We start from the raw sequence: 26,338 nt of genomic DNA, 5'->3' as shown, positions 1-26,338 counted from the left end.
ATCATGGCAGGCGACCGTCTTCGAGACGCTCGATCATATCCGGTATGACAATGGAGAAGGCCGCCCCTTGCCAAGACTGCAAAATGCCTCGGGCCCGGATCTGCCGATTCTTGAGCGCCTCGGCGCCCATGCCGCGATCCGACATCTGCTTCCAGGTCTTCCTCGGAATGATGATCGTGAAGTCTTCTGCCCAGTGCCCCCCGAAATTCAAGTAGGTGCGTTGCTTGCGCTCCCCGATGCTCCTGACGCGACCCTCGACCAGCACGAAGCTCCCGATTCGGTCCCGCAGGCGCTCGGACTCATTGACGTCCACGGGCTTATAGCGGTCATCGGCCCAAAGACCAAGGCGTCGTTCGCGGGCGGTGGCCTCGAAAGCGAGCAGTTCGGGCTGGCAGAAGGGATCGTCCAGGCCCGCATCCACCATCGCGAGCCCGGCCTCCACGAGGACATGGCTCCAATCGACCGGAGGGGTCTGACCGGAAGACCGGATGCGGGCGGGAATTCGCCCCCAGCGATCCGGGCCGGCGGCGGCCTGGATGAGAACGGGCTGCTCCGCCCGGTCCTGCAGCCAGGCCACGGCCATCGCGCGGTGCGGCGCCTCGTCGGGAAGCCGGATGCCGGCAAGCCGGGCCAGGAAGCCCGAGGCCAGAACGAGGTCGCCCTCTGGGGAGAGGGCCTGCAGCCGATCGGGTCGCGCTTCGGCCACGCAGCCCGGCTTCTGTCGTGCCGGCGAAAGGGGCTGCGCCCAGCCGGCCGGGATCGTCAGGACGATCCCGAGGCCTGCGCCCCAGAAAGCTTTCAGGGTCGATCCCGTCATCAGACGGGATCATACCCGTTCGGCAGAGAACGGCTACGCTTGAAACGGGCCGCTCAGTGCTTTTCCTGCGCCGGGCTGTGCTTTTGCGGTGCGTGACCGCTCTGCCCGGCCTTGTTGTGCTTGTTGTGGTCGCGGCTTTCCTGATGCGTCGCGCCGCCCTGTCGGCCGATATCGGGCTTGGCGCCCGCATCGCCGCGAGCCTCGTTGGTCTCCGGACGGCCCCCGATGCGGGTCTCGTTCGGGTTGCTGCGATTGCCGGTGCTGCTCATGATTTCTTCTCTTGCTGCCGCTTCTGGGCGCCGTTGCCGTCCTTGCCCTGCTGGTGCTGCGTTCCGCGCCCGTTCAAGCCGCCATGGCCTTCCTGGGGAATGCCCTCGGGATTCGTGCGCGAGCCTGGGATGTTTTTCGTCATGATGAAATCCTGACTGGTTGTCGTGCCGGGACGGGGCAACGGCCGGGCGCGGGACCTCCCACTTCTCAGGAGCGGGCCGCAGGCCGGCAGGAACCGTTTTCCCGGGACATCAATGGCAAAGGGCACGAATTGTTGCGGCCAAGATCTGCGGGTTTCTCACGGTCGAGTACGGATTTCCCGGAACTACCAGCGGATCACCACGACCCTCTGATGGCCGTTACCCAGCTCGACTGCCTCGGTGCCTTCCACCTTCCGGTTCTGCGTCCTCGCGTCCTCGACGATCTCGATCTCCTCGACGTGAGCGGCAAACGCCTCGTCCACCTCGGCCACGCAGAGCAGGGTATCGGGAGGAAGGTTCTCGACCTGTTTCAGGAAGTCTCGAAGCGTCTGCGCCATGATATGCCTCCGGTTGCCCTCAACAAACCGGCCGGGACGTGGCGGGTTCCTTCGCGGTGCGAATCGTCCGGATTCCGGCGGCATTCCGTCGGGCGACCCACCTCCTCCTGGCGGCGCGATGGGAGTCGAATCGAGCGCGCCGGTCGCCAGCAACAGGAGGTGAGCCATGAAACCGATCCCTAGGCCTGGCAACCGGCGCCTGGCAACGACTGATCGAGACCGGCCAACATGTCGGGCGGTTGGAGCCAAGGGCATGATGGAGGGCTGTCCGAGACCCCGAGGGCCGGCACGTCCTATGAACGCCTCATGCTGCCGGTTCGTGCCGCCCAGCCCATGACCCGGTAGCCGACCCGGCCGCATTGCCGCTCCGGCCGCCGTGCCCGTGACCGGCGACACGATGGCCGTGAGGCCAGTCGAACGGGGACACAGGGTCACCGATGACGCTTTCTCCGCTGGCGAAGAACGGCAAACCTCTGGAATGACCCTGCCGACCGTGCTAAATCCCCTGTCCTCACGCGGTCCCGTAGCTCAGCAGGACAGAGCAGCGGTTTCCTAAACCGAAGGTCGGAAGTTCGAGTCTTCCCGGGATCGCCAATATTTCAGCTCCCCTGTTACGACTCACCGTCCTACCCGGGCGACGGCCGCCTTGGCGTCGTCGAGGTCGGGCGCGTCGATGTGGCGGTAGCGGGCCTGGACGAGGCCGAAGAGGCCGAAGGCGAAGAGGCCCAGCGCCGTGAGCGCCAGGAGCACCCAGCCATAGGGCTGCTGCTGCAGGGCCTGGAGGGCGCCCCCGAGGCCGTGGACGTCCGAGGACGAAGCGTGAAGGGCGGCGAGGATCAGAAAGCCGCCGATCATGAGAAAGACCACGCCGCGGGCCGCGAAGCCCATCCGGCCGAGGATGACGATCCAGTTCCGCTTGTCGGCAGGCAGCGCCAGACGCTCCGTGACATTGCCGCGCCAGGCCTTCGCCACGAAGGCCAGACCCGTCCCGGCGATGGCCAGGCCGACGAGGCCGACGAGCCACTGACCGAAGGGCTGGCTCATGAGCCAGGCCGTCCAGTCCTGAGCGGCCTGATCCTCGCCGCCGCCCGAGGCACGGCCGAGGGCAAGCTTCAGGGCCGAGATCGCCAGGCCGGCATAGATGACGCCGCTGATCAGATGCGCCCCCCTCACGCCCCAGCCCTTCAGGTCGGAGCCGCGATGGTCGGCATCGGTCAGGGCCTCCAGGACGCGCCACGCGCAGAAGCCGAACAGGCCGAGCGCGATCAAAGTCAGCCAGAGCTTGCCGAAAGGCTGCGAGAGCAGGGATTGCAGCGCGCTGCGGCTGCCCCCCGTCTGGCCGCCGGATCCCATGGCCGCGAGAAGGGCCAGTCCCCCGACGAGGCCGTAGACCACGCCGCGCGCGCCATAGCCGAGACGGGCCAGGGTCTCGACGGGGTTACGGCTGATCGTGGGCATGGTGGGTGGCTCCGGTCTGGTACAGATGAACCGTCAAGCCTGCGAGGATGTTCCTTGCGGCCACGACATCGCTCATCGCGGCTGGTCGGGAACGGGCCTGCTCTGCTGGCGCCAGATCGTCAGGAGCGCCGCCATCAGGACCGGGCCGAGGAAAAGGCCGATCAGCCCGAAGGTTTCCAGGCCGCCGAGGATGCCGAGAAGGGTCCAGAGGAAGGGCAGTTCCGCCGCTCCGCCGATCAGGGCCGGCTGAACCACATTGTCGCCGATCAGCATGATGACCGCGCCCCAACCGACCACGCCGGCGGCCGCCAGGACGGACCCGCCCGCTAGCACCAGCGCGATGGCTGCGGCCCCGAAGGCGAACCACGCGCCCAGCGGCAGCATCGCGAAAGCCGCGGTGAGAACGGCGAACAGGATGGCATTCGGCACGCCGGCCACCATGAAGCCGATGCCGATCAGGATCCCTTCGCCCACGGCCACCAGGATCGTTCCGTTCACCGTCCCCCGCACGGCCGTCGCCATGGTCTCGGCCAGACGCTCGCCCGGCCGTCCGAACCAGCGGTCGATGGCGTTGAAGACGTGCCGGGCGGCCTCGTCGCCGTTGCGCAGCAGGATGAACAGGGTGAGGAAGGTCAGGAAGGCATGGAGCACATGCGAGGCCAGCGCACCGCCCAGGCTCTTCGACCAGCCGGTCAAGGTCCGGTTGTCGATGCCGTTCAGGAACTGCTCGGCGGCATGGGGCTGAGCCAGATGCGCCTGCCACCAGGGGGCCAGATGGCCGCCGATCAGCGGCACCCGGTGAACCCATTCAGGCACGGGAAGACCGTTCTGCTGAATGTTCGTGACCCATTGCACCGCGAACTGCCCTTCGCGGCCGATTTCGGTGAGGACAAGGGCAACCGGGACCAGGAGAAGGGCCGCAAGCCCGATCGTCACGAGCAGTGGCGCGGCGATGCGGGAGCCCTCGAGGCGGGCGCGGATCCGCCGGTAGAGCGGCCAAACGCTGATGGCGATGATCACCGCCCAGCCGAGCGTGACGAGATAGGACTGGATCATCCAGAGCGTCAGCGCGAGGAGAAGCGCCGCGCCGATGAAGCGGGTCGTCCGGCGCGTGCGCGCGTCAGGCGGTGTCGGAAGGGTGCCGGCGGCTCTCTCTTGCATGGAGGGGATCTAGTGCATCGTGCGGAAAAGTGGATCCGATTTTCGCTGACGCGGCCCTTTGGGTCCGCCCCGAACGATGCGCTCTTCAAGGAGCGGTGCATCGGATGAGATTCCAAAAGTGGACCCGCTTTTGGGTCCGATGCTCTAGGACCCGCCTCACGCTGGCCAATGCCGGGTCAGCGCTTTGTCGCGCGTCGGGTCAGGGCGGCCGCATCCTCGGCGAGGGGCGGTCCGGCAAGCAGAAGCAGGAGCAGGGCGAAGGGCAGCGCGAACAGGAACCCGATCCTGCTGAATCCGATGGCCCCGATGATGCCGCCGGCGAAGAAGGATGCGAACAGCAGGACAAGCAGGCGCAGCTTGCCCCGGTCCGCCAGGACCCGGTCCGGATTGTGCGCATTGCGGTTCCAGTAGAACAGCTTGCCGAGCTCGATCCCGATATCGGTCACGATGCCGGTCACATGGGTGGTGCGCATGCGGGCGCCCGAGATCTTCGTCACCGTGGCATTCTGGAGGCCCATCATGAAGCAGAGGAGAGGCACCGCGACGACCGCGAAGCCCGGCGACGGATGGGTGAGCCAGCCCAGGAGGCCGAAGGCCAGAAGAAGGAAGGCCTCGAGCATCAGCGGCATGGCATAGCGGCTGCCCAGATGATGGCGCCTGCCCCAGTTGATCAGCATGGCTGAACACGCCGCCCCGAAGACGAAGGGTAGAAAGGCCCCGAGGCCCAACCCTGCGAGGCCCAGCGAGCCCAGGGCGATATTGTCGGCCGTCGCGGAGACGATTCCCGACATGTGCGAGGTGTATTGGCCGACCGCCAGAAGGCCGCCGGCGTTGACGGCCCCCGCCACGAAGGTGAGGGCCATGCCCAGGAGCGTATCGGCCATGCCCGTCCGTTCGGACGCCGCGATGGTCCTCACCGATCGGATCGTGAAATCCCGATGCCCCGGCTTTGTCGATTGGACTCTCATGGAGATGAGCCTATCGCCGATCCCCTGCTGAATCCAAGAGGCCGCAACGACGGCCGGAGACCGGTCTCCGGCCGTCGTTGCGCTTATTGCGCGACGCTCGTCGAGGCCGAGGCGCGCCGCTCCATGGGCGGGATGCGGACGGTCTTGAGGACCTCGGCCTCGCCCGCGGGCTCGGCCAGCGAAGAGCCGCCGACGAAGACCTGGATGGCCCCGGCCTCGACGAGATAGGTGCCGTCGTCGAGGTGGAAGCCGAGGGACTCGACGGGCACCCGCAGCGTCACCTGCTTCGTCTCGCCGGCTTTCAGCGCGATCTTCTCGAACGCCTTCAGCTCGCGCAGGGGACGGCTGCGGCTCGCCACCGGATCGCGGGTATAGAGCTGCACCACCTCCTGGCCGTCCCGCGCGCCGGTGTTCTTCACGCTGACGGACACTTCCAGGGTTTGGCCCTCGTCGAGCCGCCGGCTCGCCAGCTTTGCGTCGGAATAGGCGAATTGCGTGTAGCTCAGGCCCCAGCCGAAGGGGTAGAGCGGCGTGATCGCCTCGTCGATGTAGTTCAGGGTGAAGCGGTTGTTGGGCAGGGTGGGACGGCTGCTGGGGAGCCGGTTGTAGTAGAAGGGCAGCTGTCCCGTGGCGCGCGGCCAGGTGACCGGCAGCTTGCCGCTCGGGCTCACGTCGCCGAACAGCACATCGGCCACCGCCGGACCGGCTTCCGTGCCCGGATACCAGACCATCAGAATCGACGGGATGCGCTCGGCCGCCGGACCCAGCACCTGCGGCCGGCCGCCCATGATCACGAGGGCAACGGGCTTGCCGGTCTTGGCGAGCTCCTCCAGCACCTCGATCTGCCGGCCGTTGAGCTCCAGATGGGCCCGGGAGGCGGCCTCGCCGGACAGTTCCTGCGGTTCGCCGAAGACCGCGATAACGAAGTCCGACTGCCGGGCCGCATCGAGCGCGGCGGGCAGTCCGTCCGTGTTGCGGCAGAACAGGTCGCAGGCCGGGGCATGGCGCACCGAAATCCCGGCACTCTCGGCGCGTCGGCGGATTCCCTCGAGGATCGAGACGCTGTCCTCCTTATGGCCGCGGGCGGCATGAGGCCCGAGCTGGTCGTGCGGCGCATCGGCGAGCGGCCCGATGACGGCGATGGAACGCGCGGTCGACGGCACCGGCAGCACGTTGTCCCGGTTCTGCAGCAGCACGAAGGTTTCGCGCGCGACCTCCCGGGCCATTTGGCGCGATTCCGGCGTCGGGAAGGTCGAATCCACGCGGGTCGGGTCGATGTCCGGACGGTCGAACAGGCCCATGCGGAACTTGGCGCGCAACACGCGCCGCACGGATTCGTCGACCACGCTCTCCGGCACGCGGCCGGCGCGCACCTCGTCGGGCAGGTGCCTGATGTAGAGCTGGCCCATCATGTCCATGTCGACCCCGGCGAGGATCGCCTTGCGGGCGGCCTCCGCGCCGTCGGCCGCGACGCCGTGGTTGATGAGTTCTCCAATGCCGACCCAATCCGAGGTGACGAAGCCGTCGAAGCCCCACTGGGTACGCAGCACATCCGTCAGCAACCATGGATTGGCCGTCGAAGGCTCGCCATTCAGGGCGTTGAAGGCCGCCATGAAGCTCGCCGTGCCGGCCTCCACGGCGGCCCGGAACGGCGGCAGGTAGGTGTCGTACATCTCGGCTCGCGGGATATAGGTCGTGTCGTAATCGCGCCCGCCCTGAGGAGCCCCGTAGCCGGCGAAATGCTTGGCCGCTGCCGCGAGGCCCCCCTTGCGGAAGCCTTCCACGCGAGCCGCCGTGAGGGCGGCGCCCAGGGTGGGATCCTCGCCGAAGCCCTCGACGATGCGGCCCCAGCGGCTGTCGCGCGACAGGTCGGCCATGGGTGCGAAGGTCCAGTTCACGCCCACATAGGCGGCCTCCTTGGCGGCCCATTCGGACGCGAGACGCGAGACGCGCGGGCTGAAGGCCGCAGCCTCGCCCAGGGGCAGGGGAAACTGGGTGCGGAAGCCGTGCAGGACGTCGAGGCCGAACAGGGGCGGGATCTTGAGGCGGCTCTGGCGGGCCAGCCCCTGAGCCCGGGCGACGTCCTGGGCGCTGTTGAAATTCAGGAGAGCCCCGGCCTTACCTTCCGAAATGTCCTCCCAGCGCAGCGGCGGGCCGTGGGAGACGAGGTTTAGCTGCCCAACCTTCTCCTCCAGGGTCATCTGCCCGAGAAGCTCGTTCACGCGGCGCTCGACCGCCTGGTCTCCGGTTTCCTGAGCGGCCGCTGTGGCAGGAGAGGAAGCCGTCAGGGCGAATGCAAGCGCCAGTTGCGTCAAGCCCGGGACATCAGAAAGCCGCACAATTATCTCCTTTATGGAACAATACCACTTTATCGCGAGACCGCCCTCGCTTGCCGCCCGGTCGTGCCGCACAAGATTGGTTGTGCAAGTGGCGTCTGGGGGCCGTCAGGTCAAATCATATTTTAGAAAGCCTCATGCATCTGCTGCCCGTCTCGTTGAAGCTGTCCCTGCTGAGCCTGTCCGGCGCCCTGATCATGTCGGGAGCAGCCTTGGCGGCGGCCGCCTATCTCCGGAACTCGGCTCTCGTCGCCGCTTCGGCAGGACTGTTTCTGCTGCTCGCCGCCGGATCCCCCCTGGTGATCGGCCGCCAGATCAGGCAGTCTCTGCGAGACAGGGAGGATGGAGAATCCGACGAATTCTCCGTGTTCGAGGACGTCACCGCGGCGGCCTTCGAACTGCCTGAGGACCCAGCCCTCACCTTTGCCGAATTCACTGCGTTCGAGGAGCCGCCGGCATCCGACGAAGACGATGTGCTGCGCCGCATGCAGAAGGCCGAGGCGGTCGATCGGCTGCGGGACGGGATCGCGCACGACCTCAACAACCGGCTCATGGTGATCAGTGCCAATATCGATGCGGCAGCCCGCCAGCTGAAGGACCAGCCGATCCTCCAGCGCAAGCTGCTCTCGGCGCTGGTGGCCTCGGATCAGGCTGCCAAGCTCATCGCGCAATCGACGGCCTTCGCCAAGCCGGGCGAGGGGAAGCGGCAATACGTGAACATTGCCGAACAGGTGAGTACGGTCGCCGACCTGATGAGCCGCTCTCTGCTGCGCGACACGGTCGAATTGCACGTGTCCCTGGCGGAGGACCTCTGGACCATCGAGGCGGATCCCGACGACATCCAGACGGCCATCGTGTCCCTGAGCGGCCACGTTCGCGACGCCCTGCCTCAAGGGGGGGCCATCACGATCGAGGCCCGGAACGTGCAGGTCGACAGAGGCGCGCTGCCCGATCTGACCCGCGAGGGCGACTTCGTGCAGCTCACCATCCACAGCGCCGGCCCCGATGAGGGACGCCATACCGTGGAGACGGACGCGGAGCAGGCCTTCGCCCTGCGGGATCTCGACCTCTCATCCTGGTTGTCCCTTCGTCAGAGCCTCCACTTCCTGCAGGAGCTCGGCGGAACCTCGGAAGTCCGCCGGGACGGTCCTGTGACGTCCATCATCCTCTACATTCCCCGGTCCGATGCGACCCTGCTCCCCATGGCTCCTCTGCGCGAGGACGATGCACCGGACGAGAGCGTGCAGGGCCATACGGAGGTTCTGGTGGTGGACGACGAACTCGAAGTCGCGCTGGCGCTGCAATCGACCTTGGAGGAATTCGGCTACGTCACCAGCATCGCGACAGACGCGGCCCAGGCCGTGAAGGCCCTGAACACGCGCAGGCCCGCTCTCGTGCTCGCCGATGTGGCCATGCACGGAACGATGAACGGAGTCGGACTGGCGCGCGAGGTGCGGCAGGTTTTCCCAGACCTGCCCGTGCTGCTGATCACCGGCAGTCCCAGCATCGCGGGCGAGGACAGCGAGTTCCCGCTGCTGCAAAAGCCCGTCGTCAGCCGCGACCTGCATGTGGCGATCCAGCGGCACCTCAATGCGCGCAGCGACAACAAGGTGATTTCGCTGTTCCCGCGCACGTCGCGGCGCGCTCGCTGAACAAGCGCATCGGACCCGAACGCAGGTTCGGTTCGGGTTCGACGATCTAGCCGGCGAGCGCTGCCGCCGACAGGGGCGCCTCCGCCTCGCGCGCCGCATCGGTCAGAGCCGCGAACAATCGCTGCTGCGGCTTCTTCCAGACCAGAAGCTCCGGATGCCACTGAACGCCGAGCAGGAACGGACCGCTCTCGCTCTCGATGGCCTGCACGATGCCGCTCTCGTCATGGGCGGCGATCGTCAGTCCCTGTCCGAGCCGGTCGACGGATTGGTGATGGAGGGCATTCACCTGGCAGGGATTGCAGCTCAGGATCCGGTCCAGCCGGGAGCTGCGCGTGATGGTGACCGTCTTGCGCGGCAGGACCGTGCGCATCTTCGGCGCCTGAACATACACTTCGTAGATGTCCGTATGCAGCGTGCCGCCGAGCGCCACGTTGATCATCTGCGATCCGCGGCAGATGCCGAGGATCGGCAGCCCTGCCGGCAGGGCTGCCTTCAGGAGCCCGAGCTCCAGCTTGTCCCGCTCGGGATCGATGCGCACGTCGGGCAGGACCTGTCCGCCATAGATCTCGGCCCCGATATCGTCGCCGCCGCCGATCACGAGGCCCTGCAGCGGCTCCGTCGGCAGCGGATGTCCCGGCACGAGGCGGACGGAGCGCGCGCCGGCGCGGTAGAGCGCCAGCCGGTGCATGAGATAGCTGCGCCATCCACCGCGCCGGGACGTGGTTACGCCGATCAAGGGGCTCGTCATGACCGTACGATCTGCTCCACCACGTTGGCCCAGCTCTTGTCCTCGCCGTCGAACGACAGATACGCGGAGGCAACGGCGTCCAGCGTGTCACGGTCGCCCGCCAGGCGCTCGACGCAGACCCAGCGGTTCCAGTCCGGCGCGATGCTCCAGCCCGGGTCGCTGACCCGTGCATCGGGCAGGCGGTAATGGAACGTGGGGCGGCCGTTGATCTTCTCGTTCGGCAGAATGGCTCGGACGCGCTTCGAGTCGAAATGATGCAGAAGCGGCAGCAGGTCGAGATCCCGGTTCCGGGTCGCGTTGTGGCTGAGATAATCGTCGATGAAGGCCGGGATGTCCGGCCAGTAATCCGGCTCTGCGATCCTGCGGACGTACTCGGCCGGAAACGGGTCGGCAAAGCCGAGGAGATTGCGCGTGGCGTCCGGCGAGGCCTCCCGTCGGAGCCAGGGGTTGAGCAGGGCGAAGCTCTTCATGAAGGCCGTGAGGGTCGCCGCATCCTGGCGCGGGATCTCCGGGTTGAAATGCAGACCGAAGGCATAGAAGGGCGCATCCTGCGTGCCTTTGGCGCCTAGCCCGCGCAGGACCGTCAGGATGCGGTTGAGCTCCTGGAGCTGGTCGATCGGAAACGGGGCCGTGACCAATTCGCACGGAACGAGATAACGGGCCGCGAATCCGAACAGGGCCGCGATCTTGGGCAGCACGCCCTTCTGCGTTCCGGCCTGCTTGCCCGGGTGCAGGATGCGGCTGTCGAGCTCGACCGTAAGGTCGCCGATGGCCGATTCCTTCAGGGCGAAGGCATGCGGATCCTCCTCGATCAGCCTGCCGCCGAGGGCCTGCTGCAGGGCCTGCACGGTCCGCTCCGCGGACGGGCCCACGAACTCGATCTCGACCCCGACCGTGCGCCGTTCGCCCCGCTCGTTGTACAGGCAGGGCGGGAGAGCGAAGTCGATATCGGTTGAGAGCGCCGGCTGCGCCATCGAGAACTCCGGAAAACAACACGAAAACGTGAGCACGGGAATGAACGGATGCGCTTCCGCTCGGGTTCCTTGTCCAGCAAGAGTTCCCCTCAAAGCCGTGAGGTGTGGCCTTCCGGTCGTGGGCCGGTTACAAGCCCGCTACCATGATTCACCGCACCTCTCCGATCGAGCGCGCCGCCTGGATGGCGGAGCTGCGCGCGACCCTGTCCCTTGGTTGGCCTCTGGTTCTCGCCACCGTGGCGCAGAACGCCCTGATCACGTCCGACGTCATCCTGATGGGCTGGATGGGGTCTGGGGCTCTGGCCGCGGGCGCCCTGGGAACGAATCTCTACTTCGCCTTCCTGATCTTCGGCATCGGCCTCGTCAACGCGACCTCGCCGATGATCGCCGAGGAACTCGGCCGCAAGCGCCATTCCGTGCGCGAGGTGCGCCGCACGGTCCGTCAGGGTCTGTGGGCCTGCGTCACCGTCGCGGTCCCGATCTGGATCGTGGCCTGGAACGGGGAGGCGATCCTTCTCGCCATCGGGCAGGAGGCGGGCCTTGCTCGCGATGCGGGTCAGTACATCCGTGCCCTGCAATGGAGTCTTCTGCCGTTTCTGTTTTTCCTGGTCCTGCGCTCCTTCCTGGCGGCCCTGGAGCGCCCCGGCTGGGCTCTGTTCATCGGCCTCCTGGCCATTCCGGTGAATTTCGGCGCCGCCTATGTGCTGATGGTCGGCTCGTTCGGCCTGCCGGCCCTGGGGCTGATCGGCGTCGGCATCGGCACGATCATCTCGAGCATCTTCATGTTCCTCGGGCTCGCCCTCGTGATCGTCCTCCATCCGAAGTTCAGGCGCTACCATGTCTTCGGGCGCTTCTGGCGGGCCGACTGGCCGCGCTACCGCACCCTGTGGCGGATCGGCGTTCCCATCGGCCTGACGCTCATGTTCGAGGTGACGATCTTCAACGCCGCCGCCATGCTCATGGGCCGGATCGGCGCGAGCGAACTGGCCGCCCATGCGGTGGCGCTGCAGATCGCGTCCTTCTGCTTCTCCGTGCCTCTCGGCATCGGTCAGGCCGTGACGGTGCGCGTGGGCCGGGCCTACGGGGCGCAGGACGCGGAGGGCGTCACCCGCGCCGGTTGGACGTCCTTTGCGCTCGGCACCGGTTTCATGGTCGTCACGGCCTCCCTCATGCTGTTCGCGCCCCATCTCCTGCTCGGTGTCTTCCTCGACGTGGGCGACCCGAAGAACGCGCTCGTCATCGATCTGGCGCGGACCTTCCTGGTGGTGGCCGCCATCTTCCAGCTGGTCGATGGCGCGCAGGCGGTAGGGGCCGGAATGCTGCGCGGCCTGCAGGATACCCGGGTGCCCATGCTCTATGCGGCGTTCGGCTATTGGGGCGTGGGCCTCCCGCTCGGGACGCTCCTGGCCTTCGGCACCTCGCTGCGCGGCGTCGGCATCTGGATCGGCCTTGCGAGCGGGCTCGCCGTGGTGGCCTGCCTGATGCTGTGGCGCTGGCTGCACCGCGACCGGCTGGGACTGGTCACGGCGGCGCCGCAGGACGTTCAGGAAGCATTCGCGAGCTGATTGACGAGGCGCGAGAGATCGACGGGCGCGAACTGCGCGTCCTCATGGGTCACGCGCACCTCTTCGACAGTCAGCCTGCGCCACCGCGCAAGGCGCTCCAGCGCCTCCTGCACCAGATCCTCGGGGGCGGAAGCGCCGGCGGTCAGGCCGATGACCGCCGCACCGTCGATGAAGGAGAGGGACAGATCCTTCGGATCTTGCATGAGCAGGGCCTGGCGGCCCTCGCTGACCGCCACCTCGCACAGACGGTTCGTGTTCGAGGAATTGCGCGCCCCGCACACGATGATCCGCTCCGCCCGCTTGGCGATCACGCGCACGGCCATCTGGCGGTTCTGCGTCGCGTAGCAGATCGTCTTGATGTCGGGCCCCTGGATCGACGGGAAGCGCTTCTTCAGGGCCGCGATGATCTCGCGCGTATCGTCGACGGAGAGGGTCGTCTGGGTGATGTAGGCGATGCGCTCGGGGTTGGTGACGGGAACCGTCAGGGCTTCGGCGACGCTCTCGATCACGTGGACGATGCCGTCGATCTGCCCCGTCGTTCCCTCGATCTCCACATGGCCGCGGTGGCCGATGACGATGACCTCGCGTCCGGCCCTGGCATGACGCTGCCCCTCGAGATGGACGCGGCGGACGAGTGGGCAGGTGGCGTCGAGCACCGAGAGCTGACGCCCCGCCGCCTCGCGCTCCACCGCACGGGATACGCCATGGGCGCTGAAGATCGCCACGGCTCCGTCCGGGATCTCGGCAATGTCCTCGACGAAGATCGCGCCCTTGCGCCTGAGGTCCTCCACCACGCGGCCGTTATGCACGATTTCATGACGCACGTAGACGGGCCCTCCGGTCCGCTCGAGGGCATCCTCGACGGCGCGGATGGCCCGTTCGACTCCGGCGCAGAAACTGCGGGGCGCCGCGAGCAGCACGGTGAGCGGGAGATGGTCCTGGATCATGCCGCATCCTCCGTCTTCAAGGGGCGGTCGCGCAGAATGGAAGCGCGGGTGCAGCGTGCATTGCGCAGGAGGGCAGCGGCATGCTCCCCGGCCATGACGGCGCTCTCGATGGTGGCGGGAAGGGAGCCGAGCCAGTCCCCGGCCAGAGCGAGATTGGCGAGGGGCAGAAGGGGTGGTTGCGGGAGAAACTCGGCGGCCTGGCGGATCGTCGCGCGCTTCTCCTTCACCACCCTGGTTTCGGGCTGGCGGTCGCCGGCAGCATCGAGGCCGAGACGGCGCAGCGCCGGCACGATCTCGCGCCAGATCCTGGCCGCTACATCGGCGGAATTCTGGTCGATCACCGCGTCGGCGGCCGAGACGGTGACGCTCACATGGGCCGGCCGGATCAGCGCCCATTGCGCCAGCGTGCCGGTAAAGCCGACGAAGCGCGGAGCGGCCGGGCCGGCCATGCGGAAGTGGACGTTGAGGATCGGCTCGAAGGAGGCGGGCACCGGGAGGCCCGGGAGCAGCCGCGCCACCTCGTAGGGGGGAAGCGCCAGAACGACCTGGTCGTCGGGACCGAGCATCACGGTGCGGTCGGACAGGGCCATGCCGATGGCACGCCCGTTGCTGATCAGGAGCCTGTGCAGGCGCTGCCCCGTGAGGACGGACGTGCCTCTCGTCGCGAGCGTGGCGAGAGCAGGCTCGATCAGGTCCGCGCTCAGTCCGTTCCTCGCCACCAGCAGCCGTCCGGAGCCGGGCCGGAGGAGCCGTCGCAGAGCGCAGGCAAGCCGTTGCGCGGACGCCTGCGCGGCCGGGGTGTTGAGCACCGCCACCGTCAAGGGCTCGATCAGGCTGTCCATGATCGGCCGATCGCCGATGATGGATGCGACCGGGCAGTCCTTCGCGGGGAAGACGAGGCGCAGGATGCGCGCGAGATCCGGCAGGGTCAGGCCGGGCGGGCGGCGCGAGGGAAGAAGCCAGGACCAGGGGGAAAGCCCGACGCGCTGAAACGCATCCGTCCGTCCGTCGTAGAGCGGAAGCCCCTTGGGCTCGGGCTCGATCCACCGGTTGCGGGCGCCGACCGCCTTGAGGAGATCGAGCGTCCGTCCGTTCGCCGTGAACAGCACATGGGTGCCGTTGTCGTGGATGAAGCCATCGGAGGACTGGAGCGTCCGGCATCGCCCGCCTGGTTGCGGGGCGGCCTCGTAGACCACGGCCTCGCCGTCTTGCCCCGTGACGGCAAGCGCCGCGCTCAGGCCCGCGATGCCGGCTCCGACGATGTGGGTGCGCCTTGTCATGCGGGCCTCGTCGTCATGCGGGCCTCATGGCGCGGGTGATGAGATGCAGCCGGTCGGCGGCGCTCAGGCGCAGCCTGCCTTGACGGACGCCCCAGCCGCGGGCCTGCAGTCGGTCGAGGACGCGGCGGTAGTTCTCCATCATCAGGATCGCCGGTTTCAGAGCCCGGCGGTCGAGACGCGCCAGGGCCGCATCCGCATCCGCGAAACCGGCACGCGCCTCCCCCGCGAGGGTTTCGCAGACGCGGGCGAAACGCGGATCCGCCACGAGCGTGACCGCCGGGGCGTCCTGCAATCCGAGCTGTGCGAGCCGGGACAGGGGGATGTACACCCGTTCGCAGGCCGCATCCTCGTCCACGTCGCGCAGGATGTTCACGAGCTGCAGGGTACGTCCGAGATTGAGCGCGAAGTCGTGCGCCGAGGGTACGCCGAAGATGCGGATCGACAGGGCGCCGACCGAGCCGGCGACCCGGCGGCCGTAGAGGCCCAGTTCATAATCGCCGGCCAAGCGCACCCGGTCGGCGCTGTCCGTCTCCATGCCGTCGAGCAGGGCATGGCACTCCTCGACGGGCAGCTTGAAGAGAGTCGACGCCCGGGCAAGCTCCCGCCCGATGGGCGTTTCCGGTGCCCGATGAAGCCGGTCGAGCTCGCGCCGCCATTCGCGCAGGAAGGCGCGTTTCTCGGACGCAGGCGCCGCGCCGTCGGCGATGTCGTCCACCGCGCGGCAGAACGCATAGACCGCATGAATGGCGCGACGGCGCTCCGGACCGAGACTCTGCATGCCGAGGCGGAAGGACGAGCCCGAGCGCCGCACCACGGCTGCCGTGACGTGACGGTCGCTGGATGAGGGAGCCCGAACGGTGCCGCGAACGCCCTGCAGGAATGCCATGCCGATGTCGGCTTTGCTCACCTGAATGCGCTCCAGAACCGGATCGGCCTGTCGCAGACGCCCGCTCAGGCGTCGGGCGAGGGCAATGGTCGCGATGCTCTGCGCCCGCAGGCGCCTGCTCTGCAGGTGCTCCGGCAGCGATTGCGCCTGATCGATCAGCGCGTCGACCCGGTCGAGCATGGCGTCGAAGACATCGCGGCGCATTCCCGTGTGCGACGGTTCGAAGAAGGCCTTCTCCGAGCCCGCCCCCAGCATCCATCGGATCGGGATATAGATCCGGCCCAGGTGCTCGCGATCCTTGCGGCAATCCTGAAGATGATTGAGGATCTGAAGCGCCGTGCACAGGGCATCCGCCGGCCCATGAGCCGAACCGCGCTCGCCGTGAACGGCCAGCAGGAACCGGCCGACCGGATTGGCCGACAGGCGGCAATAATCGATCAGCTCCGCCCAGTCGTGATAGCGCGCCTTGACCACGTCCTGGCGGAAGGCGCGGAGCAGGTCGCGGGCCTGGCTCAGGCCGGCCTCGTGCCGCGTCTCGACGGCATGCAGGCGCGCGGCCTCGGGAATGTCCGTATCGCCGGCCACGAGAGCCTGTTCGAGAGCATCGAGACGCGTCAGCTTCTCGGCCGCGCCGAGTTCGGGTGCGTCGGCAATGTCGTCGGCAGTGCGCGCGAACCCGTAAAAGGCGAGAACCGCGTCCCGGTGCTCGCGCGAGAGCACCAGGGAGGCGACCGGAAAGTTCTCGTCACGCGGCCGCTTCGAGGGTTGCCCGGCGTCGATGCTCATGGCTTCTCCTCCACGGGATAAAGCCTGCCCTTCCATCCGGCACGGCAAGCATCTCCGATCCGCAGGAGCACGCTCCACTGGATGGCGAGGCCCACAAGGGTCGTAACGGGATGCAGGGGAATGGACCAGGGGTTCTCCTGCGTGGCGAAGGTCACGAGCATGCGGGTGACGAGCGACAGGAGAGCCGCACCGGCAATCGGAAGGCTTGGCAGGAAGGGGAGAAGCGCGAAGGGCAGGACATGGCCGCCGAGCAGCAGCACGGTCCAGATCGGCAGGGCGACCGGCGTCGCCATGCCTTCATGGGCGTTCTTGGCAAACCCGCTCCAGGCCTCGTCGAGGCCGGCATACATGCGGCAGGTGGCGAGGCGCTCGCCGGGCATCAGATCCGTCATGATGCCCTTGCGGCGAAAGAGGCGCGCCAGCTGGATGCCGTCATGGATGCGCGACCGGACCGCCGCGTGGCCGCCGCTGGCCCGGTAGGCCCCGCGCTCCATCAGCATGAGCTGGCCGCAGGCCGCCCCGAGGCCGGGATCGCGCGAGAGGCGCATGAAGCCCATGGGCAGATAGCCGAGAAGCAGAAGATTGATCGTCGGCACCGTCAGCAACTCGCCCAGCGTGACCATGATCTGGCGCGGCACGGCGCTGACGAGACCCGCATCGGTGGCCTGCGCGTGGCCCGCCAGCAGAGCCGCCGCATGGGGGCCCAGGCGCACATCCGCGTCCACGAACAGGAGATGCGTGCCGTGTGCGGCCTCGGAGAGATGGTGGCAGGCATGGATCTTGCCGGTCCAGCCCTCCGCCAGCGGTGGTGCAGTGAGGAGGCGCACCCGGGGATCGCGGGCCATGACGGCGCGGACGATGTCGCCCGTCCCATCGGTCGATCCGTCGTCCATCACCAGGATCTCGATGGGCACGCCCATGCTGCCGAGCGCCGCCTCGAGGGCCGGTCCTATGTTCTTCGCCTCGTTGCGGGCCGGGATGAGGATCGACACGAGAACATCGCCCTGCGGCGCGTGGCGGGGCGTCGCCCTGAAGGTGCTCAGGTTCATGAGCGTGAGCACGAACGGGATGGCGGCCAGGGCGAGCAGGAGGAAGCCGAGCACCATCATGAGGCGCGTCCCTCGTGGGACGGGTCGAAGGCACGTCCGCGCAGGGCCGCCGCCATTCGCCGCCACCCGTCATAGAGCCCGCCGACGCCGGCGCGCCCTGCGAGCACGGCCCGGAAGCGGGCGGGATCGCGACTCTGCACGTCGGCGCTCAGGCGGTCGAGGGTCGCGGCGAGTTCGTCCTCGAGCCGCGCCAGGCGGGCGGGACGTGCGAGGTTCACGAGATCCTGCCCGCGCATCGCCGGGCCGAACGCCATGAAGGCCTCCGCGCCGCGCTCCAGCCAGAAGCTGTACTCGATGGCGAGCGGCAGGACCGTGCAATCGGGCGCACGCTCGACGAGGCGCGCCACGCCGGGCTTGAGGCCGAGCGGGCGCTCGCGCACGTCGCCGAAGCGTCCCTGCGCGGTGATCCAGAGCGCCCGGTTGGGCGCGGCAAGAACCTCCCCGCCGGCCTTCAGGAAGTCGGCTGCGCCACGCGGGCAGTCGAGATCGACCCCGAAGGCGCCGATGCGGCCGAAGATGCCGTATTGCTTGAGCATCGCGGCATCGATGGGCGCGTAGCTCTCATAGGCGGGAAAGAGGCTGTCGGCCGCCAGAATGTAGACCGCGGCATCCCACCAGGCCGGGTGATTGGAATAGACGATGACCGGGCCCCGCTCCGGCACATCCGGCAGGCCCCATGGGGCGATCCGCAGGGCATTCATGTGGCGGATGAAATAGCGCCGGAAGGTCGAGACCATGAAGCGATGGAGCAGGGCGGAGCGGCGCGCGACGGGAGAGCCTCCCGGGACCTGGGGAAAGGCGCGCGCCGTCTCTGCCTTGCTCGGGTTCTGCCTCAAGACACGTTCCGTAGATTCTCGACCTTGCAATCCGCATCGAGGGCGTCGGCGGCGATCCAGCCCGACATCATCACCATCGGCATGCCGGGGCCCGGATGGGCGGCGCCGCCCGCAAGGTAGAGGCCCCGCACCTGCCGGCTGCGGTTGCCCGGCTTGAAGGCGCCCATGAACTTGCCGTGGCTCGCCAACCCGTAGATGGCGCCGTTGAGGACTTTGTAGCGGTCATGGATGTCCTGCGGCGTGAGATGGCGCTCGACGACGATGCGCTCTTCGATGTCGTCCATGCCGGCCGTCCGTTTCAGCTTGTCGATGATCACATGACGGTAGGCGGGGAACATCTGCGACCAGTCGTGGTGCGGGCGCAGATAAGGCGTATGGACGAGCACATAGAGCGCTTCGCCGCCATCCGGCGCGACGCTCGGATCGGTAGCGGCCGGCGCCGCGAGATAGCAGGTGGGATCGGGTGCCGGCTCGCCGCGCCGGTAGATGAAGTCGAACTCCTCCTCCGGGTCCCGGGAGAACACGAAGTCATGGTGGAGGACATGATCGTAGCGTTTGTTCAGGCCCAGATAGAGCACCACGCCGGAACAGGCCGGCTCGAAATCCTTGCGCGCATAATGCTCGCCGACCTCGCCGCCCACGAGCTCCCGGTAGGTGCGGATGGAATCCATGTTGGAGATGACGTTGTCGTAGGCGACCGTCTCACCGCTCGCGAGGACGACGCCTTCGACCGCGCCGTTCACGATCCTGAGCGAGGCGACATCGCTGTCGGTCCTGATCGTGGCGCCCAGTTCCGTGGCGAGTTTCGCCAGGGCCTCCGCCACGGCGCGGGTGCCGCCCATGGGATACCACACCCCATCGGCCGCCTGCATGTGGGCGATCGCGCAGAGCACCGCGGGCGAGCCGTACGGGGACGAGCCGACATATTGCGTGAAGTGGTCCAGCATCTGCGCCAGACGCTCGTCCTTCACCTTGGACCGGATGGTGCCGGCCACGGAGGAGCCCATGCGCAGGGACAGAACATCCCGCAAGGTCGCGGGGTTCATGTTGGCCCGGATGTTGATGGTGTCGAAGAGATCCTCGACGGGCTTCCAGAAGAAGAACCGGTTTGAGATGTCGTGAAGGTGGGCGGAGATCTCCTGGAAGCGCTTGTACCCGTCGCCGGCATTCTTGCCGGGCGCGAAGCGATCCATGGCCTCGGCCATGGCGGCGATGTTCTCCTGGAGGTCGATCTGCGTGCCGTCGTCGAAGAAGCACCGCCATTGCGGGTCGAGGCGGACGAGGTCGAGATAGTCGGAAAGGTTGCGGCCGGCTTCCGCGAAGATGCGTTCGAGAACACGCGGGACGGTGAGGATCGTGGGTCCCATGTCGAAGCGGAAGCCGTCCTCGTGCAGAACCGCCGCCTTGCCGCCGATCCAGGCATTCTTGTCGTACAGGGTGACCTTGTGCCCGCGAGCCGCCACGACACAGGCCGCCGCCAGCCCGCCCAATCCTCCGCCGATGACGGCAACCGAAGTCTCTCGAGCGCTCACGCATTCCTCCTGCCGGGCACGAGCCCACGCGCCGTGGGTCTGCGTCCAATCGTCATGGTTCTAGGAAGGCCAGGGGCCAGTTCAAGGCGGATCACGAAGGTTTGGCCGACGGGCGCAGATCATGCGAAGTGAAGCCCCGCCCGGTGCGCGGATCACCGGGTCGAACCCGGCCGCGGCCAAGCGTGGCCTCAGATGGTTCACATTGCGGATGCCTCCGCCCCAGAGCAGATTCTTCAGACGGTTGATCGCAGGGACTCGGCCATGACCTTCGGACGCCAGAACGGCGACGAGAAGCCACCCGCCCGGCCTCAGGGCCCGAAAGACTCGCTCGATCGCCTCGTGGATGATGGCCTCAGGCAGGAACATCTGAGGCAGGAAGGCGAGGTCGAAGGCCTCTTCGTCCCTCAGATCTTCCACGCGCTCCTGCCGAACGTCGATGCGACCCGCAAGGCCGGCCTCCTGCACATGGCGGGTCCCGACGGCGGCCGGGTGCGGCGCGGGCTCGAGCGCCACCGCGTTCAGGTGCGGGAAATGCCGGCAGAGCGTGATCGAAAGGCCCGCGGCTCCTGCGCCCACGTCGAGAAGGCCCGCGCCGGGTCTCTCGAGACGCGGCACGAGGCCCGGCAGAAACTTCAATTTCGGCAGAGCCCGCGTGGTCCAGAGCTGGGTCAGGGTCCCCTGTGCTTCGATGATCGCCTCGTCGGTGTGGGTCCAGCCGTCAAGCGTCAGGGCGCCCTCGGCCGATCGGTGCCGGAAGCTCTGCGCCTGCAGAAGTGGGGCCCGAAGGGAGGCCTGAAAAGTCGCCACCCCCTCGGGCGTGGTGAAGGGCATGAGGGACGGGGCCGCACGGACGCGGCCGTGCTCCCACACGAGGAATCCGTAGCTGGCGAGAACGTCGATCAGGACCTGCACGAGCGGGAGCGGCAGCGATGCAGCTCGTGCCAGTTCGTCAATCGCCGTCGGCTTGCCGAGCTGGGCGAGAAGGCCGCTGTCGGCACAGGCTGAAAGGGCGCTGGCCGACCAGATCGCATGATCGGCCTCTTCGAGGACTTTCAGCACGTCGCCCGATCGCCGGAACGGCGGAGCAGCCGTGCGATGCCAGGAGGGAAGACCAATGGATCCGAAGCCCACGCGGTCTCCTCCGTGGGACAGGAGAGCATAGGCGCGCCACAGCATGGCAGCCCTATCGGATCGGGATCACGACCGTCGTCGCGGGTTCCCTGACGACGATCCGGGCCGCCTCGAAGTTCGGAGGGCCGCGGCGGCCCACATCGTTCGAGAAGCCGTAGGGCTCGTTGGGCAGGCCGATGAAGCTGCGGTCGAGCTTGCCGTTGCCGTTCACATCATGGAAGACCGCGATGGCATAGGTGCCGGGCTTCACGTTCCTGACCTGCAGTTCCACCGTTCCCGAGGAGGCCTTGCCGCGATCCTTGTAGGGGCAGGTGGCTTCCTCGAAGCTCGTGTCGCAGATTCCAGCATAGACCATGTTCTGATCCGGCTGAACGCCCTGTGCGCGGATCGTCAGCGTCGCTGCGTGAGCGGACGAGGCGGAAAGCAGAAGAGCGATCGTCAGTCGAATGCGTCCCATCCGGTGTTCCTCTAGAGAGCCGCTTGGCCGAGCGGTGCGACGGCAGGTTCCGATTCCCGGTGGCCTGCTCGTCGGCGCTCCCGATCCTCCAGCAGCAGGCGCGTGGTGATGCGCGCGCCCTCATAGATCACCGGCAGGCCGCTGCCCGGATGCGTGCCTCCGCCGACCAGATAGACGTTGCGCCCGAAGCGGTTGTGGGGCCGGAAGTACAGCATCTGCGTGAGATTGTGCGCGAGGTTGAAGGTGGCACCCTCGAACACGGCAAAGTCGTCCTGCCAGCCCCGCGGCGTCACGACGCGTTCGAAGCGGATTCGGTCTTCGATGTCGTGGAGCCCGAGCAGCTTCAGCCGCTCGAGGGCGAGCCTGCGATAGCGGGGCGCCTCGCGGGCCCAATCGACCCCGCAGCGCAGGTTCGGCACCGGGACCAGCACGTAGAGGCTCGTGTGGCCCTTGGGGGCCAGGGTCGGGTCCGTCACGCCGGCGTGATGCACGTAGATCGACGGCTCTTCGGGCAGAATGCCGCTGGTGATCTCGCGGATGTTGCGCTCGTATTCGCGCGACAACAGGATCGTATGATGGGCGAGATCGCCCACGTCGCCCTCGATGCCGAGATAGAGCATGAAGGTCGAGCACGAGATCTTTGCACGATCGAGCTTCTTGTTCTTCCAGCGCGGGCGCATGGATTCGGGCACGAGCCGCTGCATGGCATGGCCGAAGTCGCCATTTACCACAATCGATCCGGCGGCGAATTTTTCACCGCCAGCCTCGAGGCCGACGGCCTCGCCGCCTTCGTAGAGAATGCGATCCACCGGCGTGTTCAGGCGGATGTCGACGCCCATCTTGCGCGCCACACGGGCCATCGCGTCCGAGACCGCGCCGCAGCCGCCCATGGGGTGGAACACCCCGTGCTCGTATTCGAGAAAGGACAGGATCGTGAACAGACTCGGGCACTGGAACGGCGACATGCCGAGGTATTTCGTCTGGAACGAAAAGGCGAGACGCACGCGCGGATCGGCGAAGTAGCGCTTGAGATCACTGTCGACGCTGGAGAACGGCCGCAGCTTCGGCAGGGCCGCCAGCATCGCTGGCGAGAAGAGATCGGCCGGACTCGAGAAGGCCTGTTCCAGCACCGGCCGGAAGGCTTCGAGCTTGTCCCGGTTGTCGTCGAGAAACCGGCGCACGTTGCGCGCATCGGCAGGCGCAAGCCGCGCGATCTCCTGCTCGAGCCGGTCGAGATCGTAGGTGGCGCGAATGGACCCGCCGCCTTCGAAGACAAGATGATATTGCGGATCGAGGCGCTTGAGTTCGACGTGATCCTCCAGCCGCTCGCCGCATGCCTCGAAAATATCCTTCAGCACACGCGGATACAGGAAGAAGGTCGGGCCGATGTCGAACTTGTAGCCGCCGGGAGCATGAATCGTCCGGGTGCGGCCACCGACGGCTGGCTCGCGCTCGAACACGGTGACGGGAATGCCCTCCCGTGCCAGCAGCATGGCTGAAGCAAGACCTCCCGGGCCGGCCCCGACAATCGCAACAGGCTGCGACGGGGAGGATGTGACCATGAGCGGCTGCCTCGGCTGTGGCTGTGATGGAACAACGGATGTCTGAACTAGACCAGTCCGGCGTCTCGACCAGTAGCCGCCCTCCACGATCACGGAAAGGTGAAGCTTAATCCGCTCGGAAAAGTAACGTTATTCAGGCTATAATAATTGCTCTCGTGACTCTTCCAGGCTAGTTCCGCGAATAGTCTTGTAATCCTGAAGGATGAGTGAACGTAGAAAAATTTCTCAGCGCCTTATTCTTGCCTTTTTAAGGCTCAGTTTCACTTCCAACCACAACGGAAGGGGAGACTGTCTTTGAAGAACATCCTCACCCGGGCATCTGCGATGATGCCTCTTCTTCTTGTAGCAGCCTGCAATACGACCGCCTCCAACGACCCGAGCATCACGGGATCCATCTCACAGGCCAATATCGAGACCGGCAATGCCTTTCAGCGCGGCACCGCCTCCTGGTACGGACCGGGGTTTCACGGCCGCAAAACGGCCAGCGGCGAGCGCTTCAACTCCAACGACATGACGGCCGCCCACCGCTCCCTGCCGTTCGGCACGCGACTCAAGGTCGTGAACGAAACCAATGGCCGCTCCGTGGTCGTCCGGGTGAACGATCGCGGTCCGTTTGCCCACCGCCGCATCATCGACCTCGCCAAGGGGCCCGCGCTGGCCCTGGGGCTGACTTCCACCGGCACGGGCTACGTATCCCTGCACAGGCTCGATTAGGCGCTTCTTAATCCCTTGCGGCGATCCTTGGCACGATTCGGGACCAAGGGTTGCTTACATGGAATCGAAATCGTCTCAGGCGACGAACGTCATCCGCTTTCCGGGCGCGCGCTCGACGTCCAATCCAAGGCGCGATCAGCGGAGCCTCATGGATGCGGTTTATGCCGCGGGCTCCTTGTCGATCGACGCGGGTGATCGCACCACCAAGGCCATGGCAACGCGGCTCACCATCTTCGGCTTCGTCGTGATCGACGAAGTGCAGGCGGATGGGAGTGCGCGACGCCTGCGTGCCTCCGAGGCGATCCATGCGTCCGCGGCCTGTCCCTGGCGCGTCTCGAAACCGTCGGGCCGCTACCGGATGGATGAGGATTGGCCGGAAACCGATCGCGCCTTGTTCGCCGCCCTGCAGGCCTGACCTGCGATAGGGACCTCGCCTTTTCCGTCTCCTGAACTATTTTCCTGCGCCAGCCTGTGGCGCCTCAGGGGATGTCCATGCACCTGGTCCAGATTCTTCTGCCGCTTGCCGACAATGCCGGCCGCCGCTTCGACGGCGGCGCCTATGGGCGGGTTCGCACGGAACTGTCCGAGCGGTTCGGCGGCATCACGAGCTTCACGCGCGCGCCGGCCCACGGCGTCTGGAAGGAGGGCGGCCATACCGCCCACGACGATATCGTGGTGTTCGAAGTCATGGCCCGGGAACTCGACCATTCCTGGTGGGAGCGGTACCGCGCCGAACTGGAGCGCCGGTTCGAGCAGGAAACCATCGTGATGCGCGCCATCAAGGTCGAGATGCTGTAGCGGGTTCCATCCCGCGGGGCTCCTCACCGCGTGGAGGGAACCCGACCCGCACTGCTTCGCTTGTCGTTGGAAAAGCGGAGCACTCCCATGGCCAAGCCACTAATCGTTTCCATTCCCCACAACCTCGGCCAGGCCGAAGCCATGCGCCGGCTTCACGGCGGCATGACGGGCCTGAAATCCCAGTTCGGGGACAAGGTCGCGTCCATCAACGAGACCTGGAACGGCAACCGCATGGATTTCCATGTCGGGGCGATGGGCCAGAACGTCAGCGGCCACCTCGAAGTGATGCAGGATCAGGTTCGCGTCGAAGTGCAGTTGCCGTGGATCCTTGCGATGGTTGCAGAGAAGGCGAAGACCTTCATCCAAAAGCAAGGAACACTGATGCTCGAGAAGAAATGACGGTGGCTATAGCGATGAATATCCGTTCAGGAATATGAACGCAGATGGAACTAAACAGGCCTGTCTGCGTTGTGTCATCGATTGCGACCACGACCCTTCGTTGGTGCGCTTCACTTAAGACATCGCTTTATTCACCCCGGGCCGTGTTCTTCCGTCCGATCGCGACAACACACCTGTATTTGAGGATGGCGCTATGCATGAGCGTTTGATGACGCAGTCCTATGCCCTTCGTTCGCCTGTCAAGGTCGGTTCAGAAAAACCTCTTCTCGTCTGCTTCTCACATCTGCGCTGGGATTTCGTCTGGCAGCGGCCTCAGCATCTCCTCAGCCGGGCGGTCAAGCATTACGACGTCCTGATCATCGAAGAGCCCATGTTCAAAGCCGGTGCGAAGCCTCATATGGACGTGAGCGACCGGCCTCAGGGCGTGACCATCGCGGTGCCGGTTCTTCCCGAAGGTCTGTCGCATGAGGACGTCATCGCCGAGCAGCACGACCTGATCGAAGAACTGATCGGCCGCGAGGCCAAGAGCCCGCGCGTGTTCTGGTACTACACGCCGATGGCCATGGCATTCACCAGCGATCTTGAATGCGACCTGTGTGTCTACGACAACATGGACGAGCTCTCGCTCTTCCGCGGCGCATCGCAGGAGCTCCTCGATCTTGAGAACGCCCTCTTCTCCCGCTGCGATCTGGTCTTCACGGGCGGCATGAGCCTCTTCGAGGCCAAGCGCCACCGCCACCGCAGCGTTCACGGCTTCCCGTCCTCCATCGACTTCCAGCACTTCTCGCAGGCCCGCTCCATCGACAAGGATCCGGACGACCAGGCGCAGATCCCGCATGTGCGCCTCGGCTTCTTCGGCGTCGTCGACGAGCGCATGGATATCGATCTTTTGGCCGAGGTCGCCGACCTGCGTCCCGACTGGCAGTTCGTGATGATCGGCCCGGTGGTGAAGATCGATCCTGCGACCCTCCCGCAGCGGCCCAATATCCATTGGCTCGGCGGAAAGTCCTACAATGAACTGCCGCACTACCTGTCCGGCTGGGATGTGGGCTTCATGAATTTCGCCCTCAACGAGGCCACGAAGTTCATCAGTCCGACGAAGACGCCGGAATTCCTGGCGGCCGGCGTGCCGGTCGTCTCGACGCCGATCACCGATGTGGTACGGCCCTACGGTGAGAAGGGACTCGTCGAGATCGCCAAGGATGCCCATGAGGTGGTCGCCAAGGTCGAAACCATCCTGGCTCGGCCGAAGGAGTCGTGGCTTGCCAAGGTCGACCGCCATCTCGCGGCCGGCTCCTGGGACAAGACCTGGGCGTCCATGCACAAGCTCATGCTGGATGCGACCGGTGACGCGACGGCCGATCGTCCAGCTTCTTCCCTTCCCGTTTATGCCACCACGCCTGCGGAGTGATCT

Annotated in this window: 26 protein-coding genes and 1 tRNA gene; 8 read left to right on the top strand and 19 right to left on the bottom strand. The window is 66.6% G+C overall.

The window, feature by feature from the left end:
• Position 1 precedes the first annotated feature (1 nt).
• From KBI52_RS28335 to KBI52_RS28320, 4 genes are all read right to left on the bottom strand, one after another.
• Positions 2-817, bottom strand: a complete 816-nt coding sequence (locus KBI52_RS28335) for a thermonuclease family protein (protein ID WP_173948121.1) — start codon at positions 815-817, stop codon at positions 2-4.
• Positions 818-870: 53 nt separating this feature from the next.
• A complete protein-coding gene (locus tag KBI52_RS28330) occupies positions 871-1,086 on the bottom strand; it encodes a hypothetical protein (RefSeq protein WP_173948086.1) in 216 nt (71 codons plus the stop codon).
• Complete coding sequence (locus tag KBI52_RS28325) at positions 1,083-1,229, bottom strand: hypothetical protein (protein ID WP_210812446.1); 147 nt, start codon at positions 1,227-1,229, stop codon at positions 1,083-1,085. Before KBI52_RS28325 ends, KBI52_RS28330 begins: the two co-directional genes overlap by 4 nt.
• Positions 1,230-1,412: 183 nt before the next feature.
• A complete protein-coding gene (locus tag KBI52_RS28320) occupies positions 1,413-1,625 on the bottom strand; it encodes a sugar phosphorylase (protein ID WP_173948123.1) in 213 nt (70 codons plus the stop codon).
• Between the two features lie 517 nt (positions 1,626-2,142).
• On the opposite strand from KBI52_RS28320, the gene KBI52_RS28315 reads away from it, so the two are divergent.
• Positions 2,143-2,219 (top strand) — tRNA-Arg (locus KBI52_RS28315).
• 24 nt (positions 2,220-2,243) lie between these two features.
• Here the strand turns inward: KBI52_RS28315 and KBI52_RS28310 are convergent.
• The 4 genes from KBI52_RS28310 to KBI52_RS28295 form a co-directional block, all read right to left on the bottom strand.
• Entirely contained in the window at positions 2,244-3,083 is an 840-nt protein-coding gene (locus tag KBI52_RS28310; protein ID WP_210812445.1) for a DUF1206 domain-containing protein, read from the bottom strand.
• 72 nt (positions 3,084-3,155) lie between these two features.
• Positions 3,156-4,244 carry an AI-2E family transporter gene (locus tag KBI52_RS28305; protein WP_210812444.1) on the bottom strand — a complete coding sequence of 363 codons (1,089 nt, stop codon included), beginning with the start codon at positions 4,242-4,244 and terminating at the stop codon, positions 3,156-3,158.
• Positions 4,245-4,420: 176 nt separating this feature from the next.
• Entirely contained in the window at positions 4,421-5,161 is a 741-nt protein-coding gene (locus KBI52_RS28300) for a YoaK family protein (RefSeq protein ID WP_315974854.1), read from the bottom strand.
• Between the two features lie 134 nt (positions 5,162-5,295).
• Positions 5,296-7,551, bottom strand: a complete 2,256-nt coding sequence (locus KBI52_RS28295) for a glycoside hydrolase family 3 N-terminal domain-containing protein (protein ID WP_173948127.1) — start codon at positions 7,549-7,551, stop codon at positions 5,296-5,298.
• Positions 7,552-7,685: 134 nt separating this feature from the next.
• Here KBI52_RS28295 and KBI52_RS28290 point away from each other — a divergent pair, with 134 nt between their 5' ends.
• Complete coding sequence (locus tag KBI52_RS28290; protein ID WP_210812443.1) at positions 7,686-9,200, top strand: response regulator; 1,515 nt, start codon at positions 7,686-7,688, stop codon at positions 9,198-9,200.
• A gap of 46 nt (positions 9,201-9,246) precedes the next feature.
• Here KBI52_RS28290 and KBI52_RS28285 read toward each other — a convergent pair whose 3' ends face one another.
• Both KBI52_RS28285 and KBI52_RS28280 read right to left on the bottom strand, forming a co-directional pair.
• A complete protein-coding gene (locus KBI52_RS28285; RefSeq protein ID WP_210812442.1) occupies positions 9,247-9,948 on the bottom strand; it encodes a gamma-glutamyl-gamma-aminobutyrate hydrolase family protein in 702 nt (233 codons plus the stop codon).
• On the bottom strand, positions 9,945-10,922 hold the full coding sequence (locus KBI52_RS28280) for an amidoligase family protein (RefSeq protein ID WP_173948130.1): 978 nt from the start codon (positions 10,920-10,922) through the stop codon (positions 9,945-9,947). Before KBI52_RS28280 ends, KBI52_RS28285 begins: the two co-directional genes overlap by 4 nt.
• Before the next feature lie 143 nt (positions 10,923-11,065).
• On the opposite strand from KBI52_RS28280, the gene KBI52_RS28275 reads away from it, so the two are divergent.
• A complete protein-coding gene (locus KBI52_RS28275; protein ID WP_173948131.1) occupies positions 11,066-12,487 on the top strand; it encodes an MATE family efflux transporter in 1,422 nt (473 codons plus the stop codon).
• Here the strand turns inward: KBI52_RS28275 and ispH are convergent.
• The 9 genes from ispH to crtI all read right to left on the bottom strand — a co-directional run bounded on the left by ispH (position 12,466) and on the right by crtI (position 23,013).
• A complete protein-coding gene (gene ispH, locus KBI52_RS28270) occupies positions 12,466-13,434 on the bottom strand; it encodes a 4-hydroxy-3-methylbut-2-enyl diphosphate reductase (RefSeq protein ID WP_210812441.1) in 969 nt (322 codons plus the stop codon). The genes KBI52_RS28275 and ispH overlap by 22 nt on opposite strands.
• Complete coding sequence (locus KBI52_RS28265) at positions 13,431-14,714, bottom strand: FAD-dependent oxidoreductase (RefSeq protein WP_210812440.1); 1,284 nt, start codon at positions 14,712-14,714, stop codon at positions 13,431-13,433. Before KBI52_RS28265 ends, ispH begins: the two co-directional genes overlap by 4 nt.
• A gap of 13 nt (positions 14,715-14,727) precedes the next feature.
• A complete protein-coding gene (locus tag KBI52_RS28260) occupies positions 14,728-16,386 on the bottom strand; it encodes a squalene/phytoene synthase family protein (protein ID WP_173948134.1) in 1,659 nt (552 codons plus the stop codon).
• Positions 16,383-17,495, bottom strand: coding sequence for a glycosyltransferase family 2 protein (locus KBI52_RS28255; protein WP_210812439.1), 1,113 nt, complete (start codon positions 17,493-17,495; stop codon positions 16,383-16,385). Before KBI52_RS28255 ends, KBI52_RS28260 begins: the two co-directional genes overlap by 4 nt.
• Positions 17,492-18,232: a lysophospholipid acyltransferase family protein gene (locus tag KBI52_RS28250; RefSeq protein ID WP_210812479.1), complete on the bottom strand. Its 741-nt coding sequence runs from the start codon at positions 18,230-18,232 to the stop codon at positions 17,492-17,494. The genes KBI52_RS28255 and KBI52_RS28250 overlap by 4 nt, the downstream gene beginning before the upstream one ends.
• Positions 18,233-18,327: 95 nt before the next feature.
• On the bottom strand, positions 18,328-19,863 hold the full coding sequence (locus tag KBI52_RS28245; protein WP_210812438.1) for an NAD(P)/FAD-dependent oxidoreductase: 1,536 nt from the start codon (positions 19,861-19,863) through the stop codon (positions 18,328-18,330).
• An 81-nt stretch (positions 19,864-19,944) separates the two neighbouring features.
• Positions 19,945-21,039: a cyclopropane-fatty-acyl-phospholipid synthase family protein gene (locus tag KBI52_RS28240; RefSeq protein WP_210812437.1), complete on the bottom strand. Its 1,095-nt coding sequence runs from the start codon at positions 21,037-21,039 to the stop codon at positions 19,945-19,947.
• 7 nt (positions 21,040-21,046) lie between these two features.
• Entirely contained in the window at positions 21,047-21,451 is a 405-nt protein-coding gene (locus KBI52_RS28235; RefSeq protein ID WP_210812436.1) for a DUF2141 domain-containing protein, read from the bottom strand.
• 11 nt (positions 21,452-21,462) lie between these two features.
• Complete coding sequence (gene crtI / locus KBI52_RS28230; RefSeq protein WP_173948139.1) at positions 21,463-23,013, bottom strand: phytoene desaturase family protein; 1,551 nt, start codon at positions 23,011-23,013, stop codon at positions 21,463-21,465.
• 294 nt (positions 23,014-23,307) lie between these two features.
• Between crtI and KBI52_RS28225 the strand changes: the two genes are divergently transcribed.
• The 5 genes from KBI52_RS28225 (at position 23,308) to KBI52_RS28205 (ending at position 26,335) form a co-directional block, all read left to right on the top strand.
• Positions 23,308-23,727, top strand: coding sequence for a septal ring lytic transglycosylase RlpA family protein (locus tag KBI52_RS28225; RefSeq protein ID WP_173948140.1), 420 nt, complete (start codon positions 23,308-23,310; stop codon positions 23,725-23,727).
• A gap of 58 nt (positions 23,728-23,785) precedes the next feature.
• Positions 23,786-24,142, top strand: a complete 357-nt coding sequence (locus tag KBI52_RS28220; RefSeq protein WP_210812435.1) for a hypothetical protein — start codon at positions 23,786-23,788, stop codon at positions 24,140-24,142.
• A 77-nt stretch (positions 24,143-24,219) separates the two neighbouring features.
• Positions 24,220-24,525 (top strand): hypothetical protein, encoded by a 306-nt coding sequence (locus tag KBI52_RS28215; RefSeq protein ID WP_173948142.1) that lies wholly within the window; start codon positions 24,220-24,222, stop codon positions 24,523-24,525.
• An 87-nt stretch (positions 24,526-24,612) separates the two neighbouring features.
• Positions 24,613-24,924 carry a polyhydroxyalkanoic acid system family protein gene (locus tag KBI52_RS28210; protein WP_173948143.1) on the top strand — a complete coding sequence of 104 codons (312 nt, stop codon included), beginning with the start codon at positions 24,613-24,615 and terminating at the stop codon, positions 24,922-24,924.
• Between the two features lie 208 nt (positions 24,925-25,132).
• The gene (locus tag KBI52_RS28205; RefSeq protein ID WP_247654704.1) at positions 25,133-26,335 is read left to right on the top strand and encodes a glycosyltransferase; all 1,203 of its coding nucleotides are present in this window, start codon (positions 25,133-25,135) and stop codon (positions 26,333-26,335) included.
• Positions 26,336-26,338: the final 3 nt, after the last annotated feature.

The organism is Microvirga sp. HBU67558 (assembly GCF_018069605.1).
Classification (GTDB): Bacteria; Pseudomonadota; Alphaproteobacteria; order Rhizobiales; family Beijerinckiaceae; genus Microvirga; species Microvirga terrae.
This window is presented reverse-complemented; position numbering and strand designations above follow the sequence as displayed.